Annotated in this window: 19 protein-coding genes; all 19 read right to left on the bottom strand. The window is 29.6% G+C overall.

Features of this window, described 5'->3' with window-relative positions; all coding sequences use genetic code 11:
* Positions 1-41 precede the first annotated feature (41 nt).
* Positions 42-1,088, bottom strand: a complete 1,047-nt coding sequence (gene recA, locus IC218_RS01320; protein WP_227434237.1) for a recombinase RecA — start codon at positions 1,086-1,088, stop codon at positions 42-44.
* A 289-nt stretch (positions 1,089-1,377) separates the two neighbouring features.
* The gene (pgsA, locus tag IC218_RS01315) at positions 1,378-1,920 is read right to left on the bottom strand and encodes a CDP-diacylglycerol--glycerol-3-phosphate 3-phosphatidyltransferase (protein WP_227434236.1); all 543 of its coding nucleotides are present in this window, start codon (positions 1,918-1,920) and stop codon (positions 1,378-1,380) included.
* Positions 1,907-3,241, bottom strand: coding sequence for a 30S ribosomal protein S12 methylthiotransferase RimO (gene rimO / locus IC218_RS01310; protein WP_227823664.1), 1,335 nt, complete (start codon positions 3,239-3,241; stop codon positions 1,907-1,909). Before rimO ends, pgsA begins: the two co-directional genes overlap by 14 nt.
* Positions 3,235-4,293: a tRNA 2-selenouridine(34) synthase MnmH gene (gene mnmH / locus IC218_RS01305; protein WP_227434234.1), complete on the bottom strand. Its 1,059-nt coding sequence runs from the start codon at positions 4,291-4,293 to the stop codon at positions 3,235-3,237. The genes rimO and mnmH overlap by 7 nt, the downstream gene beginning before the upstream one ends.
* A gap of 2 nt (positions 4,294-4,295) precedes the next feature.
* Complete coding sequence (locus tag IC218_RS01300; RefSeq protein ID WP_227823663.1) at positions 4,296-6,707, bottom strand: FtsK/SpoIIIE family DNA translocase; 2,412 nt, start codon at positions 6,705-6,707, stop codon at positions 4,296-4,298.
* 122 nt (positions 6,708-6,829) lie between these two features.
* Positions 6,830-7,564, bottom strand: coding sequence for a ClpP family protease (locus IC218_RS01295; protein ID WP_227434232.1), 735 nt, complete (start codon positions 7,562-7,564; stop codon positions 6,830-6,832).
* A 111-nt stretch (positions 7,565-7,675) separates the two neighbouring features.
* Positions 7,676-8,899, bottom strand: coding sequence for an aspartate kinase (dapG, locus tag IC218_RS01290; protein WP_227434231.1), 1,224 nt, complete (start codon positions 8,897-8,899; stop codon positions 7,676-7,678).
* Between the two features lie 9 nt (positions 8,900-8,908).
* Complete coding sequence (locus tag IC218_RS01285) at positions 8,909-9,154, bottom strand: YlmC/YmxH family sporulation protein (RefSeq protein WP_003419503.1); 246 nt, start codon at positions 9,152-9,154, stop codon at positions 8,909-8,911.
* A gap of 34 nt (positions 9,155-9,188) precedes the next feature.
* The gene (locus tag IC218_RS01280) at positions 9,189-10,436 is read right to left on the bottom strand and encodes a M16 family metallopeptidase (protein WP_227482252.1); all 1,248 of its coding nucleotides are present in this window, start codon (positions 10,434-10,436) and stop codon (positions 9,189-9,191) included.
* A 156-nt stretch (positions 10,437-10,592) separates the two neighbouring features.
* Entirely contained in the window at positions 10,593-11,336 is a 744-nt protein-coding gene (locus IC218_RS01275; RefSeq protein WP_227434229.1) for a polysaccharide deacetylase family protein, read from the bottom strand.
* A gap of 384 nt (positions 11,337-11,720) precedes the next feature.
* Positions 11,721-13,121 (bottom strand): MDR family MFS transporter, encoded by a 1,401-nt coding sequence (locus IC218_RS01270; RefSeq protein ID WP_227482251.1) that lies wholly within the window; start codon positions 13,119-13,121, stop codon positions 11,721-11,723.
* A gap of 47 nt (positions 13,122-13,168) precedes the next feature.
* Entirely contained in the window at positions 13,169-13,585 is a 417-nt protein-coding gene (locus IC218_RS01265) for a MarR family transcriptional regulator (protein WP_227482444.1), read from the bottom strand.
* Between the two features lie 157 nt (positions 13,586-13,742).
* Positions 13,743-15,854 carry a polyribonucleotide nucleotidyltransferase gene (gene pnp / locus IC218_RS01260; protein WP_227823662.1) on the bottom strand — a complete coding sequence of 704 codons (2,112 nt, stop codon included), beginning with the start codon at positions 15,852-15,854 and terminating at the stop codon, positions 13,743-13,745.
* A 124-nt stretch (positions 15,855-15,978) separates the two neighbouring features.
* Positions 15,979-16,824 (bottom strand): DegV family protein, encoded by an 846-nt coding sequence (locus IC218_RS01255; protein ID WP_227434226.1) that lies wholly within the window; start codon positions 16,822-16,824, stop codon positions 15,979-15,981.
* Positions 16,825-17,062: 238 nt separating this feature from the next.
* Entirely contained in the window at positions 17,063-17,320 is a 258-nt protein-coding gene (gene rpsO, locus IC218_RS01250; RefSeq protein ID WP_227434225.1) for a 30S ribosomal protein S15, read from the bottom strand.
* A gap of 103 nt (positions 17,321-17,423) precedes the next feature.
* Positions 17,424-18,353, bottom strand: a complete 930-nt coding sequence (locus IC218_RS01245; protein WP_227434224.1) for a bifunctional riboflavin kinase/FAD synthetase — start codon at positions 18,351-18,353, stop codon at positions 17,424-17,426.
* A gap of 131 nt (positions 18,354-18,484) precedes the next feature.
* Entirely contained in the window at positions 18,485-19,390 is a 906-nt protein-coding gene (gene truB, locus IC218_RS01240) for a tRNA pseudouridine(55) synthase TruB (RefSeq protein ID WP_227434223.1), read from the bottom strand.
* 12 nt (positions 19,391-19,402) lie between these two features.
* Positions 19,403-20,386 carry a DHH family phosphoesterase gene (locus tag IC218_RS01235; protein WP_227482249.1) on the bottom strand — a complete coding sequence of 328 codons (984 nt, stop codon included), beginning with the start codon at positions 20,384-20,386 and terminating at the stop codon, positions 19,403-19,405.
* Positions 20,367-20,747 (bottom strand): 30S ribosome-binding factor RbfA, encoded by a 381-nt coding sequence (gene rbfA, locus IC218_RS01230; RefSeq protein WP_227434221.1) that lies wholly within the window; start codon positions 20,745-20,747, stop codon positions 20,367-20,369. Before rbfA ends, IC218_RS01235 begins: the two co-directional genes overlap by 20 nt.
* Positions 20,748-20,760 lie beyond the last annotated feature (13 nt).

The following is a 20,760-nucleotide window of genomic DNA, read 5'->3' as shown; positions in this document are numbered from 1 at the left end:
TGGTATGTCCTTATTTAATAGTTATTTTTTTATATTTTCACTTATTTTTCAACAACTTCTTCTGATACCAAAGTACCTGCTTCTTCACTAACCTCATTTAAATTGTAAAATGTTCTAACTTTTTCATCTATTTCATTAGTTAAATCCATATTATCCTCTAGGAATTTTTTTACATTTTCTCTTCCTTGTCCAAGTTTAGTGTCATTGTAACTATACCATGAACCTGATTTTTTAACTATATCTATGTCAGCAGCTATATCTAAAAGATCTCCAATTTTTGATATACCTTCTCCATACATTATATCAAATTCAGATTGTTTAAATGGTGGTGCTACTTTGTTTTTAACAACCTTAACTCTTGTTCTGCTTCCTATAACCTTGTCACCTTGTTTTATTGTGTCTATTTTTCTAACATCCAATCTAACTGATGAATAGAACTTTAATGCACGTCCTCCAGTAGTCGTTTCTGGATTTCCAAACATTATTCCTACTTTCTCTCTTAATTGGTTTATAAATATAGCAACACAATTTGATTTTTTAATCGAACCAGTTAATTTTCTAAGTGCTTGAGACATAAGTCTAGCTTGTAAACCTACATGAGAATCACCCATATCTCCATCTATTTCTGCTTTTGGAACCAATGCTGCAACTGAATCTATTACTATTATATCAATTGCACCACTTCTTATTAATGCCTCTGCTATTTCTAAGGCTTGCTCTCCTGTATCTGGTTGAGATATGATTAGATTATCAACATCCACACCTAATGCTTTTGCATATACTGGGTCAAGCGCATGTTCAGCATCTATAAATGCAGCTATTCCTCCATTTTTTTGAGCTGATGCTACACAACTAAGTGCAACAGTTGTCTTACCAGAAGATTCAGGACCATATATTTCAACTATTCTCCCTCTAGGTAGACCTCCTATACCAATAGCTATATCTAAACCGATTGCTCCTGTTGATATAACATCTATAGACATAGACGTTGCTTCTCCCAATTTCATTACTGAACCTTTACCAAAATCTTTTTCAATTTTACCTAAAGCTTCATTCAACGCTTTTAATTTTTCTTGATCTACACTCATCTCTATACCATCCCTTCATTTATCTACAAACATTTGTTCTCTTGTTATATATTAATTATATAACATAAATCAAACCTAGTCAATTTAAAAACGCTCCTAATGATTATATTTTTATTTGCTACATTTTATTTATAAACCATTATCAATAATTATATACACAAAAGAAAATATTCCTAAAAAAGAAAAGAGGTATACTATTATAGTATACCCTTTTTTACATTTTTAAAATTTTAAGTTGCTATTTTTTATTTATTAATCAATCAATTTATGATTATTAAATGATAAGATTCTATTTAGAAGACATGAAAAGTTCTTTATTTTTATATAGGTATTCCCATCCAGAATATAAAGTAAGCAGTGTTGCTATAAGTATAAGAATTCCACCTATATTTAGTATTAATTCATTTTCAAACTGAGCCCCTAACAATAAAATTACTACTGATATCATTTGAGTTATCGTTTTAAGCTTTCCACTGCCACCAGCTGCTATTACTTTTCCATCGGCAGCTGCTATAGCCCTCAATATGCTAACTGTAAGTTCTCTAGCTACTATTATAATTACCATCCAACTACTTACAAGACCATCTTCTATCATACATGTAAGTGCTGAGATTACTAATAACTTATCTGCTAATGGGTCCATAAACTTCCCAAAATCAGTAACTAAGTTATACTTTCTAGCTATCTTTCCATCTAGTGCATCAGTAATTGAAGCTACTATAAAAATAATACAAGCTAATAAAAACTTGTTCGGTACATTAAATAACATTATTAAAACAAATACTGGAATTAAAAATATTCTAAACAAAGTTAATTTGTTAGGCAAGTTCATATACAACATCTCCCATTAAATCGTATTCCATTGCATCATTTATTTGAACACTTACGAATTCTCCTACTTCAAGATTATCTACACTTTTTACATATACTATACTATCAATTTCTTCTGCATCACCCTGTGTTCTTCCTGTATATACATTATTTTCTATTTGCTCTTCTATAAGGACTTCATATGTTTTTCCTATTTTTTTATCATTAAGTTCTTCAGATATTTTTTGTTGAATCATCATTAAAGTATCTCTTCTTTGTATTTTTACTTCTTCATCTATGTGATTTGGTAATTTATCTGCTGGTGTATCTTCTTCTCTTGAATATGCAAATGCACCTAGCCTATCAAATTTAACTTCTTTGACAAAATCTACAAGCTGTTTAAAATCTTCTTCTGTTTCACCAGGAAAACCTACTATTATCGTAGTTCTAAGTATAGCATCTGGTATATTCTTTCTTATAAGTTTAATTTTATTTAATATATCCTCTTTACTAGTTTTTCTATTCATTAACTTTAAAATACTGTTACTTGCATGTTGTATTGGCATATCAAAATAGCTACATATATTATCATGTTCTTTTATAACTTTAATCAGTTCTTCTGTTATTGATTCTGGATATGAGTACATGACTCTTATCCATTTAAACCCATTTATCTTTGCAAGCTCTTCTAAAAGTTCTGGTAATCTTTCTTTACCATATAAATCAAAACCATACTTTGTAGTATCTTGAGCTATAACTACGAGTTCTTTTACTCCAGATTCAGCCAATTTATTCGCTTCTTTAATTATATCTTCAAATTTTCTACTTCTATATTTACCTCTAAGCTTAGGTATTATACAATAAGTACAATTATTGGAACATCCCTCTCCAATTTTTAAGTATGCCATATAGCTAGGTGTAGATAGATATCTTGGTAAGTCCTCATTAAATACAAACTCTATATCATCAAGGCTTACAATTTGATGTTTCTCACTCAAATCTTTAAGTATGTCATCTATATTTTGGTAGCTTCCTGTACCAACTATTGCATCTATTTCTGGAATTTCAGTTTTTAATTCCTCAGAGTATCTTTGAGCTAGACATCCTGTTACTATCAATAGCTTTAGATTACCAGTCTGTTTTAATTCTGCAAATTCTATTATCGTATCAATTGATTCCTGCTTAGCTGACTCTATAAACCCACAAGTATTTACTATAATTACATCAGCTTCTTCAAAATCTCCTATTAATTTATAACCCTTTTTATTTAAAATTCCCATCATTATTTCTGCATCCACCAAATTTTTTGAGCATCCTAATGATTCTAATGCTATCTTTAACATTTTTTCTCTCCTTCCAATATGCTCTCATATAAGCCTATAACATCTTCTAGGGCTTTTTGTGTGTCATCAAAATTTACAATTTTATTGTACTTATATTTTTCCACTGAATGCATATAAAGTGGGTCGTAATATTCTATAAGATATTTTTTTACAAGCTCTTCATATTTACCTGATTCTAATAAATCAATATATCCATCTACTTCTTTATGACCCAATCTTTTTCTGAATTTATTTATACACTCTTTTAAAACCAATATATTATCTTCACCTTTACCATAAATATAATCTCTACAAAGCCTATTGACTCTATTATCAATATCACATTCCAGTAGTATATGATACCCATCTCGTATCATTGCATCGAAGATTTCATTAGGAACTATGACACTTCCAACTCGCTTACTTTCACTTTCAACAAATATATAATCCTTCTTTGAGAAAAATATACTTTCAAATAAATTAGTTTCAAAGTTCTTTTGAGATGGTGGCTTCTCATCAAATGTTATAAAACCAAAGGTTGAACCACTATTTTTAGCTATACCTTCTAAATCTAATACATCTATTTCTTTTTTCTTCAATAAATGCAATAAATCAGTCTTTCCTGAACCAGTTAATCCATGCACAGATATAAAGTTCTTTGTATTCATTATATTTCTTAAGTAATCCAATACAAAGTTTCTGTAAGCCTTATATCCACCTTCAAGTTGATAAACATTTACACCTAATGATGACAATACATTTACTATACTTCCACTTCTCATTCCGCCTCTTGCACAATATATGACGATATTATCATAATTTGCTGCAAGCTCTGCTGCCTGTAAATATATATCCTTTAGCTTATATGATACATAATCAAATCCTTTTTGTATTGCTTCATGTTTTCCCTGCATCTTATAAATAGTTCCGACTTCATTATGCTCATTGTTTTTAAAAAGAGGCATATTAAAAGCATTTAATATATGGTCTTCTTCATATTCCCCTTCTGTTCTTACATCTACAAAAACTACTTTTTCTAGCTTAAGTGCTTTTTCTATTTCTATAACTGACAATTCTATTCACCTTCTAAATTCTGCAAATCTTGTTTGCTTATTAGTACCTTTCTCGGTTTGCTTCCCTCGCTAGCTCCAATTATACCTCTTTCTTCCATAGAGTCAATAAGTCTAGCCGCTCTATTAAATCCTATTTTAAATCTTCTTTGCAACATAGAAGCAGATGCTTGACCACTATCTACAACAAATTCTATTGCCTCACTTAAAAATTCATCCTCATCACTAGATTTTGATGTGTTAACTTTAGATATAGTTTCAATTATATCTTCCTCATACTTTATTCCATCCTTAACTTGGTCTTTTACAAAATCAATTACTCTTTCTGACTCACTTTCTGATATAAATGCACCTTGAAGTCTAACTGGTTTTGCCGCTCCAAGTGGGTAAAATAGCATATCACCTTTACCTAAAAGTTTCTCTGCTCCACCCATATCAAGTATTGTTCTTGAATCAGTTTGAGATGACACTGCAAATGCTATTCTAGATGGTATATTAGCTTTTATAACACCCGTTATGACATCAACAGATGGTCTTTGTGTAGCTACAATCAAGTGCATTCCAGCAGCTCTGGCCATCTGAGCTAGTCTACAAATATAATCCTCTACATCATTTGCGCTTGCCATCATTAAATCTGCTAACTCATCTATTATTATTACTATTTTAGGTAATTTTTCCTCTGATTTTTCATTATAACTTGTTACATCTTTTACTTGAGCATCTGCAAATAATTTATATCTTCTATTCATTTCTGTCACTGCCCAGTTTAAAGCATTAGCAGCTTTTTTAGGGTCTGTAACTACAGGTATCAGAAGATGTGGTATTCCATTATAATTTGCAAGTTCAACTACCTTTGGGTCTATTAAAAGTAATTTTACTTCATCAGGGTTTGCCTTATATAATATACTACTTATCAAAGTGTTTACACAGACACTCTTCCCTGAACCTGTAGAACCAGCTATAAGTAAATGTGGCATCTTACCTATATCTCCAATTATAATTTTACCTGCTACATCTTTTCCAAGTCCCATTGCAAGAGGTGAATCAAAATTATTAAACTCTTCACTTTCTAGAACTTCTCTTACTCCAACCATTTGAGCTTCCTCATTTGGAACCTCTATTCCAATTGCACTTTTCCCAGGGATTGGTGCTTCAATTCTTATACTTTTAGCTGCTAAACTCAAAGCTATATCATCAGTTAAGTTTACAATTTTACTTACTTTAACCCCTGGACTTGGTTGTATCTCATATCTTGTTATAGTCGGACCAACTGTAACTTGATTAATCTTTGCTTCCACTCCAAAATCTGAAAGTGTCTTTTCTAAAAGAGAGGCATTTTTTAAAACCTTCTTTTTGCCATTTTCATCAGATTTTTTATTTACTTTATTTAAAAGTTCAACACCAGGTTTTTTATAATTTGAATAGTCTTCATTATTTGACTCTGATACAATGCTTATTGGTTGAGTTTTTTCTACAGCTAAATTAGATTTGCTTATATCAACTTTCTTTTCTAGTTTAGTCTCTACAACTGAATTTTCATTTGTAGCTTTCTGTAACTCTTTTAAAACATCTAGTTCTGGCATACTTTGAGTTCCTTCTAATATTTCTAAATATTCATCTTCTGCCTTGTTAAAACCAACTATTTTAATAGTTTTATCGTCTACACCATCACCATTTTCTTCTTCTAAATATTCATCTTCTTCATCTTCATTGTCACGACCTTTTGACATTAGCCCTTTAAAAAATCCAGGCTTCTTGTTTACAGTAGTATCATCCACTTCATCAGTTATCATATCTATTGCAGATTTTTTCATATTTGAAATTTTATCTTTAAAAGTTAAATTACTGTCTTTTGATGCTTTAGATTTTGACTTTGCATTTGATACCAAGTCTTTTATAGAAATATTAAATATAAACATTATAGAAAGTATAAGAGCAAATATACTTATTAGCCATCCACCTGCTATACCAAATATTTTACTCATATAATACGCAATGGTTGTTGCTATTAAACCACTACCTTGTCCACTTACACCCAATTTCATAACATCATCAAACATATTACCTTTTAGTGGGCTATCTACAGGAAGAGTTCCTGCATTTAACAATCCATAAAATACAAAAATAAATAAAATAATTATGTAGTATAATTTAGTCTTTCTCAGTCTATATATATATTCATTTCCATCAAAAAATCCTAGAAGTCCTGTTATAATTACTATAAATGGTATTGCTATGGAAAGTCCTCCAAATAATCCTTTAAAGAGATTTTGCATTATCACAGGTATCCATCCCATAGAATTAGAATTTAAACTATATAATAAAAATACACCTATAAATATGGTTATCAAATTATGATATTCTGCATTAAAGCTTAAGGTATTTACCTTCTTTTTTTTCTTCTTTTTCGTGGCCATTAATATCACTCCTTATTTTTAGCAAGTTTTACCCCTTCATAGCAAAAAGTGCTAATGCCTTAACACTAACACTCCTACTTTATTACATCATTATATCATAAATTTTATTATTTAAACAAATTTTAATCATTATTTTTTTCTTCTTCTGACTCTTTTATAAGCTCTTTTAATTTTTTAATAGCATCTTTTAATCCACCAACTTCATCTATAAGCCCATAATCTACAGCTTCTTTTCCTATTAGAACACTACCCACATCACTTATAAGCTCATCTTTCTCATGCATAAGTTTATCAAGTATATCTCTTTCGATATTAGATGTTCTTATGATAAATTGAATTATTCTCTCTTGCATCTTTTTAAAATACTCGAAAGTTTCATTTATACCTATTACAAGTCCAGTTGTTCTTACAGGATGTATAATCATTGTTGCAGTTGGAGCTATAAATGAGTAATCACCAGCAGTAGCAAGAGGAACACCTATACTATGACTTCCCCCTAATACAAGAGTAACTACTTTTTTGGATGTACTATTTAAAAGTTCTGCAATAGCTAGACCTGCCTCAATATCTCCTCCAACAGTATTTAAAACAACTAGTACTCCTTTAACATCATTACTTTCTTCAATTGAATAAAGCATTGGAATTATATGTTCATACTTCGTAGCTTTTTTCTGAGGATTTCCTATAAAATGACCTTCAATTTCTCCAATTATAGTTATACATTGGGTATCTTTAGGAGGCTGAGGAGGCATCTCACTAGTGCCAAATTGTTTTATACATTCTCTTTCCTCACAGCTAGAATCTCTTCTACAATTATCTTTATCAAATGTTTCATTATCATCTTTATAATCTTTCATAAAAAAACTCCTATCAAAATATATTTAACTTAGTTTTACCAAATAAATCAAATATATTAAGATATAAGCAAAATTATTAAATTTTGAATAAAAGTAATTGCATTACGATTCTTATTTTACATAAAATTGTTGGTGTATTGCATGTACTGCTGTATGCATATCTTCTTCACTAACTAAACAAGATATAGTCATATTTGAATCTGATGTTTGTAAAAGAGATACTCCTGCTTTTGATAACCCTCTAACTACTTTTGACATGATACCAGACATTTCATCAGCTATTCTTGAACATATCAATGTTACTTTAGCACAATCTCTATTTACTTCATAATCTAATTCAAATTTATCCAGTATTTCTTTTAATTCTTTTATATCAGCATCTTCAATAACAAAGGCTTTTTCTGATATAAAGAAATTTATCATATCTATATTTATAAGTTTCTTTTCTATTTCATTTAATACTTCTGTAAACACTTCTTCTGCTGATTTAATCTTAACTTGAGCAACACTATCTTTATTTGCAACAGCAACTTTAAGGTCTTTTTCTTGTTCATATTCTATATTTTGTTCTAAATGCTTACATAAAGAACCTATTTTTGTACCTTCAAAAGTTGGATTCATTGTATTTTTTATTGCTAGAGTTATATTTCCACTTTTAGCCAACTGTACTGCTCTTGGATGTATTACCTTAGCTCCTTTATCTGCCATTTGAAATACTTCTTCATAATCTATAAAACTCAATACTTTAGCATTTGGTTCTACTCTAGGGTCTGCAGTCATTATACCATCTACATCAGTGTAAATTTCAACTGTCTCACATTCTAAAGATTTACCAATAGCAACTGCTGATGTATCACTTCCACCTCTTCCAAGAGTCGTTACTTCACCATCATCTGTTACACCTTGAAATCCAGCTATAACAACAACTTTACCATCATCTAATGCTCTTTTTACCTTTTTAGGGTTTATATATTTTATTTTTGCATTAGAATACTCATCACTTGTAATTATACCTGCTTGTTGACCAGTAAAGAAAACAGATTCTATACCTTTTGCATTTAATAAATTAGCAAGAACTGTCCCTGATATTATTTCACCACAAGACATTATTAAATCAAGTTCTCTTTTATTTGGTTCGTCATTTACTGAATTACATAGATTTATAAGTGTATCTGTGGCATATGGAGCTCCCTTTCTACCCATTGCTGAAACTACTAATACTAATTGTAACTCTTCATCATTATCTCTGTATGCTTTTACTATTTTACATACTTCATTCATTTTTTCATATGATTCTACTGATGTCCCACCAAACTTTTGCACTAAAATACTCATTTTTTCCTCCTAAATATATCCCTCATATTCTATAATTATCATATCATTGCCTATTTTTTTTACATTTCTCCATGGAACTTCTAAAAATGACTTATCTTTTCTTCTGGCAAAAAAGCCTTTTTCTTTTGGAATTAAAAGCGCCAATATCCCGCCTGTAGTTTCATCTAGTATAAGGTCACACTCTCCAATAACTCCTAATCTTTCTCCTGTGACTAAGTTAACTATTTCCTTACCTGCTATTTCAGATAAATTCATATTTTATACCTCCAGAGATTTACTTTTTAAGATATTAATCCAAGTGCAGAATATCTTCTACATCTCTTCCCACTATACATGTACCAATATTTTCTATATTGAATACCTTATCAACAACTTTTTTTACTGAATTAATATCAACATTATTTATACATTCAAGTATTTCATCTGTAGTTTTTACTTTTTTACTCAATAACATAGATTTACCAGTAGACATCATTCTACTGCTAGTACTTTCTAAATCCAATATATAATTACCTTTTAGTTGCTCCTTACTTTCAAATATTTCTTTTTCTGTAAGATAATTTTTTCTTATATTTTCAATTTCTTCTTTTATTAAATTATAAACATCTTGTAAATTTTCTGTACTCATACTTGCAAATATACCCAATTCACCACATTTTCTGTATAGTGTTTGTGATGAATATATTGAATATACTAACCCTTTTTCCTCCCTTATCTTCTGAAAAAGTCTTGAGCTTATACTTCCACCAAAAATATTGTTTACCACTGCCATTGAATAAACTTCATCATCATTTTCAAATGGAATACCTTTTAAACACATAGCCAAATTTACCTGTTCAGTATCTTTATTTTTTGATATAAAACAAGGATTAAACGTAGCCTCAGTTACGTCTATATTTAAATTTCTCTTTTTCCAGTTTCCAAATTTAGATTCAAGTTTATCTACCATATCATCAAAGTCAAAGTTTCCAACTATAGAAATGACTGCATTATTTGGAATATAATATTTGTTTAAGTACTCTAACATAGATTCCTTAGTTATATTGTATAGAGAATCTTTTGTCCCAATTATATTCATCCCTAAACCATCATTAGCATATATATTTTCGACTAATAAATCATAAGATAAATCGTCTGGAGAATCTTCATACATCTTAAGTTCCTCCAGTATTATAAGTCTTTCCTTATCTATATCATTTTTATCAAATCTAGAATTTAGTATCATATCACTTAATACATCTATTCCTGTATCTATATGCTCATCTATTAATTTTACATAATAACATGTACATTCTTTACTTGTAAATGCATTGATTTGCCCACCTAAATTGTCAATTGTGCTAGCAATCTCTTTTGAGGTTCTATTTTTGGTTCCTTTAAACATCATATGTTCTATAAAATGAGAAGTTCCACTTACCTCTTCTTCTTCTATTCTAGACCCTGCATTTATCCAAATACCTAATGTTATTGACTTTAGATATGGTATTTCTTCACCAATTATTGTAAGCCCATTTTCCAGTATTTTTGTCTTATACATTACATTCTCCTAAAAATTTATTCTTTATTTTACATTGGATTATTGAAAACACTATGTTCTAATTCTATTTATTTTTATATGTATTACATTATAAGTCAGTCTTTTAATTAATTCAACTACAACTTATACAATCTTAATCAAATTTTTATACTTTGTCTACTTAAATACATCACTAAGTTTACCTGGTTTTAATCCTTTTTCTCTTACAATTGCTATAATATCATCAATACATTTTGTCGTTGCATCAGTTGGATGCATTAAGATTATACTACTATCTTTAATATCTTTTTTCTTCATTCTATCTATAATTACTTCTGGTTGATCTTTATATTTCCAGTCTATAGTATCAGCATCCCATTTAATTGAAGTATATCCTAATTCTTTAGCTGCCTTCACTGTTTCTGCTCCAAAAGAACCTGCTGGAGCTTGAAAAAACTTAGTCTTTTCATTTATAATTTCTTCAATTATCTTTTTAGAGGTTTCTATTTGTTTATAGTTATCTTCATATGATAGTGTCGAATAATCTAAGTGTTTGTATCCATGATTTCCTATTTCATGTCCTTGTTTCTTTATCTTCAATAGTTCATCTTTGTTTTTTTCTGCCCACTTCCCAGTTACATTAAAAGTAATTTTTACATTCTCTTTTTTGAGAGTTTCCAAAATAGATTCTATGTACTCTGTTTCCCATCCAAGGTCTACGTTGCATGTTAATGCAACGTAGCCACTTTTATCTTTTGTGCCTCTCTCATATGGTAAATCTACTCCATTAAATAAGTTGAAAACGGGCTTATTGTTAAACAATTTTAATACCATTACCCCTCCTGACAATCCTAATAATATCACTAAAATTAGTATTATAATTTTTTTGAGCTTACTCTTATTAAGTACCATCATTATCATTAAAACTCCCCCTAATTATGTACAAATTGTTTCTTATTTAATACTATTAAAGGAAAGCTCTATTTATGCACTAAATATAACATAAACCTTTCTCTGTATATCAATAAAAAATTATCTTAAAAATCTCTTAACTAAACCTCTATTATTAAAAAAATTTTAAATTAGCTATTTATTTTTCCTATTATTTTAGAATTTCCTATAGTACTTCCTTCCATTACCTTTAATATAAGAGGACATAATACATTTTATATAAAAAGCCTCTGTTAGCAAAAGTAACATAGGCTTTTAATTTCATATTCAAAAGTTTAATTTCATACTTGAAAATTTATTATAATAACTAGAACATGTTTATGTAATTGTGCTTTTAAAATCTACAAATCAGCTTTAGTTTGTTGATTTCTTTAAACTTTTTCTTTCTATAAAAAAGAAAGCCACTAAAAGCTGAACTACTGCAACAATTGAAATACAAATAAATGCAACATCCATTCCAAATACATTTGCTGTAGCATTTGTCATACCTCGTGATGTTACTGTAGCAGTTGTCATTACTGCAACAAAAACTGCTGAGCCAATAGCACCAGCTATTGTACGCAATGAAGTAAGTAATGCTGTTCCGTGAGCAATATTTTTTTCACCAAGCACACTCATTCCCCAGGTAACAATAGGCATCATAATTAATCCAATAGCTATCAGACGTATAATATAAAAAGCAGAGATATACAATACTGAAGTATCTTCTCCTACAAAAGATACACCAAGACAACTTATTGCCAAGAATATACTTCCACATACAACTAGCTTTCGTATTCCAAACCTATCATAAAATCTACCTGCAAAAGGACTTATAAGTGCCATTACAAGAGAACCTGGCATCATAATGAGACCACACTTAGTTGCTGAAAATCCTCTTACTGTCTGGATATATATTGGAATTAAAGTGGATCCTGCCATCATTACAACATATAAAAGCATACTTATAATTACAGCAAGCCTATAACTTTTATTTTTAAGAATACGAAGTTCTAGAAATGGCTCTTTTGAGTGAATCTGACGTAAAGAAAATACTATAATTGATACTATCCCTACAAATAATGGTAAAGCAATATTTATACTAAAAAACTCAGTTGTCCCAATATTCCCAAGCCCAAGTAAAAGACCACTAAATCCTACTGCACATAAAATCATAGAAAACGTATCAAATGATTGTTTTTTTGTCTCTATTACATTTTGTAACACTCTAGATGCTATAATAATATCAATAATACTTATAACTAAAGAAAACCAAAAAATAGCTTGCCAATTAAAAATATCAATGACAATTCCTGCTAGAGTTGGAGCAAATATTGGAGCAGCACCAGCAGCCAAACCATATATACCCATTATAGAACCCATTTGCTCTGCAGGATAAATTGTTAAAATTATTACTTGTGTCATGGATAGCAACACTCCATTCCCCATTGCTTGCAATATACGCCCAAACAAAAGGGGTGTAAATGAAGATGCACTAGCAGAAAGCAACAATCCTACAGCAAAAAGACTCATAGCACTAATGAAAAGTGGTTTTGTTGGAAATCTCCTAATCAAAAATGCAGTGGCAGGAACCATAATTCCCATAGCAAGCGTATATGCACTAGTAAGCCATTGAGCTGTTGTGGCTGATATATTTAAATCCCCCATCATAACTGGCAATGCAGTAGTAAGAGATGTCTGAAGTAATGAGCCAACTATAGAACCAATCAATAGTACAGCAAAAATCATATTTCTAGATTGCTTATTTAAACTCATGTCTTTACCTTCTTTCTGTTTTTATTAGCAACACTTAAGAAATATCTCTATTTTTTATCTTCAAAAAACTTTATAATCTTTTTTTGAATACGTATGTAAGCAATAGCATCTTCTGGACCTAGTGCTTTTAAAAATTCAACTGTATACTCTAAAAATTCTTTTTCATTTATTTTCTGCTGTTGTATTCCCTTAGCCATTAATTGAACTAGTGTCTGTCTACCATTTTGTGGGTCAACACAGCGTTCAATCATTTCCTTTGATTCTAATTGATTAAGAATAGCAGACATTCTAGCAGTACTAACATTCATAGTACTACTTATTTCTTTTGGATTTACTTTTTTATTATTTTTAGATAAATAACCCAATACAAATTTTTCACCACTTTGTATATCTGCAATTTTATCTTTATGCGGTATTTTTACCATCAACGTCTTAACCTTTCCAAGTTCAAGTGCTAATTTCATATAGTCCACATTATCACCTCCTTAATTGCTAATACTATTAGTAATTTACCATATGTTGTAAATAAAATCAATATTAACACGATATTTAATAGTCATTATCATATTAGCAATAAAAAAAAGCAAAACCCTAGGATTTTGCCTTTAATTATTTAATATATTATTTATTTTTATGCTCTGGTTTTGGTAAAAGAACTTTTCTGGATAAGTTAACTCTTCCTTTTTCATCTATTTCTGTAACTTTAACTTCAACTTCATCTCCTATATTTAATACATCTTCAACCTTAGCAACTCTTTCATGAGCTATATGAGATATATGAAGTAATCCTTCTTTTCCTGGAAGTATTTCAATAAATGCTCCAAAATTCATTATTCTACTTACTTTACCTTTATAAGTTTTTCCTACTTCTGGTTCAATAACTATATTATTTATAAGTTCTTGAGCTCTATTAATCATATCAATTTCAATACCTGATATGAATACTTCTCCAGTTTGTTCAATATCTATCTTAACTCCAGTTTCATCTATTATCTTAGTTATTATTTTTCCACCAGGTCCTATTACATCTTTTATTTTGTCAGGATTTATTTGCATTTTAACAATCTTAGGTGCATATGGTGAAAGCTCTGGTTTTGGTTGAGATATAGTTTTTCTCATTTCTCCTAGTATATGGATTCTACCTTCCTTAGCTTGTTTTAAAGCACGTTGTAGAACTTCTTTATCTATACCATCTATTTTTATATCCATTTGTATCGCAGTTATACCATGCTCTGTTCCAGCCACTTTAAAGTCCATGTCTCCTAAGTGGTCTTCCATACCTTGTATATCTGAAAGCACTGCTACTTTACCATCATGCTTTATAAGTCCCATTGCTATACCTGCAACCATGTCTCTTATAGGTACACCTGCATCAAGCAGAGATAATGTTGAGCCACATACACTCGCTTGAGATGTAGAACCATTTGAACTCAATACTTCAGAAACTAATCTAATAGCATAAGGGAAGTCTTCTTGAGATGGTATCACTGGTAGTAAAGCTCTCTCAGCTAAAGCACCATGCCCTATTTCTCTTCTACCTGGACCTCTTGATGGTCTAGCTTCTCCAACACTATATGATGGGAAATTGTAGTGATGCATATATCTCTTGTTTTCTTCTTCATCTAATCCATCTAACTTTTGAACATCTCCTAAAGCACCTAAAGTAGCTACATTAAGTACTTGAGTTTGTCCTCTAGTAAATATAGCTGAACCATGAGCTCTAGGTATCATACCAGTTTCACACCATATAGGTCTGATTTCTTCTAATTTTCTATTATCTGGTCTTACATTTTCATGCACTATAAGTTTTCTTACTTCTTCTTTTATTATATCTTGTAATACTTCCTCTATATCACCAATAAGTTCTTCAAAATTTTCAATAGTTTCTTCAAAATGAGCTAGAGTTTCTTCTTTAACTCTATCCATCTTTTCCATTCTTTCTAGTTTTTCAAAAGTTTGAACTGCGTCCTTCATCTTAGCAGTTGCAAATTCACGAACCAATTGAGTTATTTCTTCTCCTGCATGGTATAATTCAACAACAATTTTTTCTTTTCCAACTTCTGCAACTATACCATCTATAAATTCAACCACTTTTTTTATTTCTTGATGAGCGAATAAAATAGCATCAAGCATTATATCATCTGGAACTTCATCTGCTCCAGCTTCAACCATCATTATTGCTTCTTTTGTACCTGAAACAACTAGATGCATTGAACTTTTCTCTCTTTGCTCTGCATTTGGATTTACAACAAATGCACCATCTACAAGACCAACACATACTGAACCTGTTGGACCATTAAATGGTATATCTGATATAGAAAGTGCTATAGATGAACCTATCATTGCTACTATATCTGGTGTGCAATCTTGATCTACTGATAAAACTGTTGCAACTACCTGAACATCATTTCTAAATCCTTTTGGAAATAATGGTCTTATTGGTCTATCTATCAATCTTGATGTAAGTATCGCTTTTTCTGAAGGCTTACCTTCTCTCTTTAAAAAACCTCCAGGTATTTTACCTACAGAGTATAATTTTTCTTCATAATCTACACTTAAAGGGAAAAAGTCTATTCCGTCTCTAGGCTTAGCTGACTTAGTTGTATTTACCATTACCATACTGTCGCTGTATCTAACTATACAGCTACCGTTAGTCATTTCACAAATTTTTCCTATTTCTACAGAAAGTTCTCTCCCTGCGAAATCCATTTTAAATATTTTATGTTCAAACATTAATGCTTGTCCTCCTCTTATTAAAAACACGTATATCACTCTATTTACTATATTATCAAAAATACTATAAATTAACAATATAAAAATTATCTTTGCCTATATATGCAAGAAGCTTATATTCCTGCTAATTAGAACAACTTATAGCTAATATATCTGGCCCTGTATGAGAGCAAATAGAAACTCCACCTCTAGTAAACAAGACTCTTCTTGCTTTTATTCTTTTATTTACTTCTTCTTTTAATATTTCACAATCATGTAGATTATCTCCACAGCCTATTGTTACTATTTTCCCTTCTAAAGACCCTTCATTCATTTCTAAAATTATATCTACTAGTTTACTTGCTATATTTTTTACTCCTCTGACCTTGTTTACCAACTTAGCTTCCCCATTATCAAAGAAAAATATAGGTTTTATATTCAACATATTTCCTATTAAAGCAGTTGCTACTGGAACCCTTCCACTTTGTTTTAAGAAATCAAGGGTATATGGAGCAAAAAGTAATCTTATACTGCTACGAATGTTTTCTAACTCATTTATTATTTCTTCAAACCCCAAACCTTCTTCAACAAGTTCACAGGCTTTTATAACATATTGCCCACTACCAAGTGATAAGTTTCGAGTATCAAATATATGTATTTTTTCTTTTTCATTCATATCATTCTTAGCTATTACAGCACTTTGAAAAGTTCCTGAGGCATTTGATGCACCTGTTAAACAGATTATATGATATCCCTCTTCTATAAACTTATCAAATACTTCTTTAAACTCCATATATGTAGCTTGTGAAGTCTTAGGTATTTGTTTTATTTCTTTTACTTTCTTGTAAAACTCTTCTTTATCTATATCCACTCCTTCTATGTATTCTCTATCATTAAAAATAACTGTAAGTGGAACTATTTCTATATAATCTTTCTTTGATATTTCATCTGGAATATCGCACAAACTATCACATACTAACTTTATTTTCAAAATAATTTCCTCCTTATTCTAACTAAATATTATAGTATAAAGTTTCTATATTTATCTTGTCTTTCCTTTTTAATTGCTTATGTATTTATATATTACCTTATATTCTTACCCAATATTATTCATTTTATAATTTTTTATAATGTATAAATTACTTTTATTATTAACTATTTTACTCTATAATAAATTAACTATAAAAAAGCAGGTATACACTATACCTGCTTTTTTATAAAGAATGAAATTACTTTCTTAATCCTAATTTAGCTATTAATGCTCTATATCCTTCAAGATCTTTTTCTTTTAAGTAAGCTAATAAGTTTCTTCTTCTACCAACCATTTTTAATAGTCCTCTTCTTGAATGGTGGTCTTTCTTATGAGTTTTTAAATGTCCATTTAGATCATTTATTCTAGCTGTTAATAAAGCTATTTGTACTTCTGGAGAACCAGTATCTCCTTCAACTCTTCCATATTCTTTGATTATTTCTGTTTTGTTTATCATTTAGATTACCTCCGTATTTTTTTAGAAACGCCTATTACTAAGCATTGATTGGAGTATTCAAAAGCTGAGTAATGGTTATTTTCCTTAATCATTTTATCATACATTACCTGTTTTTGCAAACATAGTTTTCATATACATAGTTTATGTCATTAGACAATTGATTTTTTAAGTCATCTATTGAATTAAATTTTCTCTCATCCCTTATTCTTTCCAAAAATTCAACAATTATATTTTCACCATAAATATCTCTGTCAAATTCTAAAATATTTGTTTCAATAGACAAAGATTTTCCATTAACCGTTGGGTTGTAACCTACATTTGTAGCACCAAAATAAACCTCATCTCCAATATGTACAATAGAAGCATAGATACCTCTCTTTGGAATGAGCATATTATTCTTAAGGTCAATATTTGCTGTTGGGAATCCAATAGTTCTTCCAAGGTGTTTAGAATGTATAACACAGCCTTCTAACTTGTAATTACGACCTAAATACTCTTTGACATTAGTCATATCACCTTGGGATACTAAACTTCTAATATAAGTACTACTCACTCTTACATCATTTATTTTGATTGGTTTTATTACTTCCACCTCAAAACCAAATTCATCTTCTAAGCTTTTTAATAGATTGACATTACCTTCCTTCGCTCTAGCAAACGTAAAGTCATGTCCAATTACTATTTTTTTAGCTTTTAATTTTTTTACTAGTATCTCCTCTACAAAATCCTTTGCAGGTATTTTGGTCATATACTCATCAAATGGTATGATTACAACTATATCTATTCCCAATTCTTCCAATAATCTTATTTTGTCCTCATTGCTTATAATATTTTTTGTTGAGTTTGGTCTAAAGTAGTTTACAGGATGATTTGCAAATGTAAATACAATACTCTGTATATTTTCTTTTTTTGCATATTCAACTGCTTTTTTTATAAGAACTTGATGTCCTTTGTGTATGCCATCAAAATTCCCTATGGTAATGACACTTTCTTTTATGTTTGCTATTTCTGCTATAGATTTTATAATCACCATAATAAATTTTCCCCGCTAAAATTATAATTTACTCTTAACTTATTCACAAACTATTATAGCATAAGTAAAAGAGATAGACTATAGAAGTTATTATAGTACTATCTCTTTTGGTGTTTTTTCAAATACATTGATTATACAAACATCTTATCACTTTTAACACTTATTGTATTATTATGTTTTGATAATTTTCCTAATCCTAAGAAGTTATCTTTACTGTATACTCTTACAAATTCATCATCTTTACTGAGATTGTTCTTTAAAAATCTCTTATCATCTATTGAACCACCATTACTATAATATTTTATAGCATTAGGGTTTAATACAATATAATTAAACGAATCCAATACATAATCTATATCATATAAATGTTTATCCAGAGTTTCATTTGCATAAAATAATTCTAATTCTTCCAGCGTTATCGAATTTTCCAAGTTAAATTTGCCAGAAGATGTTCTATTTAAAAACGACATATGTCCTCCACACCCTAGATATTCTCCTATATCATGGCAAATGCTTCTCACATAAGTCCCTTTAGAACATTCAACATAAAACATTACTTTATTACCTTTTATACTAAGGATTTTTATATCTTTTATGTTTATTCTTCTAGTTTTTAAAGTAATCTCAGAGCCTCTACCACTTCTTACTAAATCACACATTCTCTTTCCATTTACTTTTAAAGCTGAGTAAATTGGAGGAAGTTGATCTATTTCACCTTTTTGCGTATCAAAAGCTCTTTCTATATCTTCATTACTTAACTTAAAATCATCAACTTTTTTTATAATTTCGCCAGATGAATCATAGGTATCTGTACTTATACCTAAAGTAAGTTCACATATATACGATTTATCTTTGTTTAAAATAAGTTCACATACTTTTGTAGCTTTTCCTATACATATTGGTAAAACACCTGATGCATCTGGGTCAAGAGTACCTGTATGCCCAACTTTTTTCATATTTAAAATCTTTCTTACCCTACTTACAACATCATGAGACGTCATACCTGTAGGCTTCAATATATTTATAATCTTATTCATTTTATTGTCACCTTAAATTGATTTTAACACTGCCTCTAATACCATTTTTTTAGCATTATCAATACTATCTTTGATAGTGCATCCAGCAGCTCTTATGTGACCACCGCCACCAAATACCTTAGCTATTTCACTTACATCAACATAATTTTTTGACCTAAAACTCACTTTAATTTCATCTTGTTTTTTTTCTTTAAATAAAATTCCAACTTCAATATCCTTTATATCTCTAGTATATGTTGTTATACCATCAACATCATTGAAACTCATGTTATTCCTATTCATCATATCCTGAGTTAAAATTATACTAGATACCTTTGAATCAAATATCTCCAAAGATTTCAAAGCTTCACCTAATAATTTGTAATAATCAGAAGAATTACTTTGATATATATTTTGTATTATAGTATTTTTTTCTGCACCCAAAATAAGTAAATCCTTTGCCATTTCAAAACTACTTGCATGCACATTTGAATAGGAAAAATTTCCGGTATCAGTTACAAGACCTGTGTATAAACATGTTGCTATGTCTTTATTTATAATCTTAATGTCTTTTATTTCTTGAAATCTAACCAATAAATTATACACTAGTTCACAAGTAGAAGATGCATCAATATCTACATAGTTTAAGTCTCCATATGAATCATTACTTGCATGATGGTCAATACAGATTACTTTTGATGCATTATTTTTGATTTCATCACTTACACATATTCTCATCTTATCTCCACAGTCAAGTGCAATTAGAGAATACTTATTTATATCAAATTCATGAGACTTATAAATTTCTATACCTTCAACTAAAAACTTTAAATTCAATGGAGCTTCATCATCAAGTACATAATATACATTTTTCCCTAAATTTTTTAGTGTATAATACATTGAAAGTGTGGAACCAATATTATCTCCATCTGGACTAATATGAGAGGTAACTATAAAATAGTCACCTTCATATATATAATTTATAATACTATCAATATTATTCATCATAATTTTCATCCTCATTTTTTTGAGTATTTTTTTCATTTACTCTCTTTATAAGGCTATCCATATACATTCCTTTTTCTATTGAATCATCAAGTTTAAATATTATCTCAGGAATATATCTAAGCTTTATATTTTTTCCTACTTCTCTTCTTATATACCCTCCAGCACTCTTAAGTCCTGCTAATGTGGATTCTTCATCTCCACCTAGAATACTTACATATACATAAGCATATCTTAGGTCATTTGTAACTTCTACATCAGTTACACTTACCAAAGATGTTATTCTAGGGTCTTTTACTCCATTTATAAGCATAGTGCTTACTACTTTTCTTATTTCTTCTGCAATTCTTCTTGTTCTATTATATGATGCCATACCATCGACCTTC

The organism is Clostridioides sp. ES-S-0005-03 (assembly GCF_020658455.1).
In the GTDB taxonomy this organism is placed as follows: Bacteria; Bacillota; Clostridia; order Peptostreptococcales; family Peptostreptococcaceae; genus Clostridioides.
The sequence above is the reverse complement of the archived record's forward strand: the minus strand, read 5'-3'. Positions and strand labels throughout refer to the sequence as shown.

Bases quoted from the DNA above. Each gene is read 5' to 3' on its own strand.
- recA (WP_227434237.1), bottom strand. From the start codon at position 1,088: ATGAGTGTAGATCAAGAAAAATTAAAAGCGTTGAATGAAGCTTTAGGT.
- pgsA (WP_227434236.1), bottom strand. From the start codon at position 1,920: ATGAACTTGCCTAACAAATTAACTTTGTTTAGAATATTTTTAATTCCA.
- rimO (WP_227823664.1), bottom strand. From the start codon at position 3,241: ATGTTAAAGATAGCATTAGAATCATTAGGATGCTCAAAAAATTTGGTG.
- IC218_RS01300 (WP_227823663.1), bottom strand. From the start codon at position 6,707: ATGGCCACGAAAAAGAAGAAAAAAAAGAAGGTAAATACCTTAAGCTTT.
- IC218_RS01295 (WP_227434232.1), bottom strand. From the start codon at position 7,564: ATGAAAGATTATAAAGATGATAATGAAACATTTGATAAAGATAATTGT.
- dapG (WP_227434231.1), bottom strand. From the start codon at position 8,899: ATGAGTATTTTAGTGCAAAAGTTTGGTGGGACATCAGTAGAATCATAT.
- IC218_RS01285 (WP_003419503.1), bottom strand. From the start codon at position 9,154: ATGAATTTATCTGAAATAGCAGGTAAGGAAATAGTTAACTTAGTCACA.
- IC218_RS01280 (WP_227482252.1), bottom strand. From the start codon at position 10,436: ATGTATAAGACAAAAATACTGGAAAATGGGCTTACAATAATTGGTGAA.
- IC218_RS01275 (WP_227434229.1), bottom strand. From the start codon at position 11,336: ATGATAATGATGGTACTTAATAAGAGTAAGCTCAAAAAAATTATAATA.
- IC218_RS01270 (WP_227482251.1), bottom strand. From the start codon at position 13,121: ATGAGTTTAAATAAGCAATCTAGAAATATGATTTTTGCTGTACTATTG.
- IC218_RS01265 (WP_227482444.1), bottom strand. From the start codon at position 13,585: ATGAAATTAGCACTTGAACTTGGAAAGGTTAAGACGTTGATGGTAAAA.
- pnp (WP_227823662.1), bottom strand. From the start codon at position 15,854: ATGTTTGAACATAAAATATTTAAAATGGATTTCGCAGGGAGAGAACTT.
- rpsO (WP_227434225.1), bottom strand. From the start codon at position 17,320: ATGATAAACAAAACAGAAATAATCAAAGAATATGGAAGAGTTGAAGGA.
- IC218_RS01245 (WP_227434224.1), bottom strand. From the start codon at position 18,353: ATGGTGATTATAAAATCTATAGCAGAAATAGCAAACATAAAAGAAAGT.
- truB (WP_227434223.1), bottom strand. From the start codon at position 19,390: ATGAATAAGATTATAAATATATTGAAGCCTACAGGTATGACGTCTCAT.
- IC218_RS01235 (WP_227482249.1), bottom strand. From the start codon at position 20,386: ATGAAAATTATGATGAATAATATTGATAGTATTATAAATTATATATAT.
- rbfA (WP_227434221.1), bottom strand. From the start codon at position 20,747: ATGGCATCATATAATAGAACAAGAAGAATTGCAGAAGAAATAAGAAAA.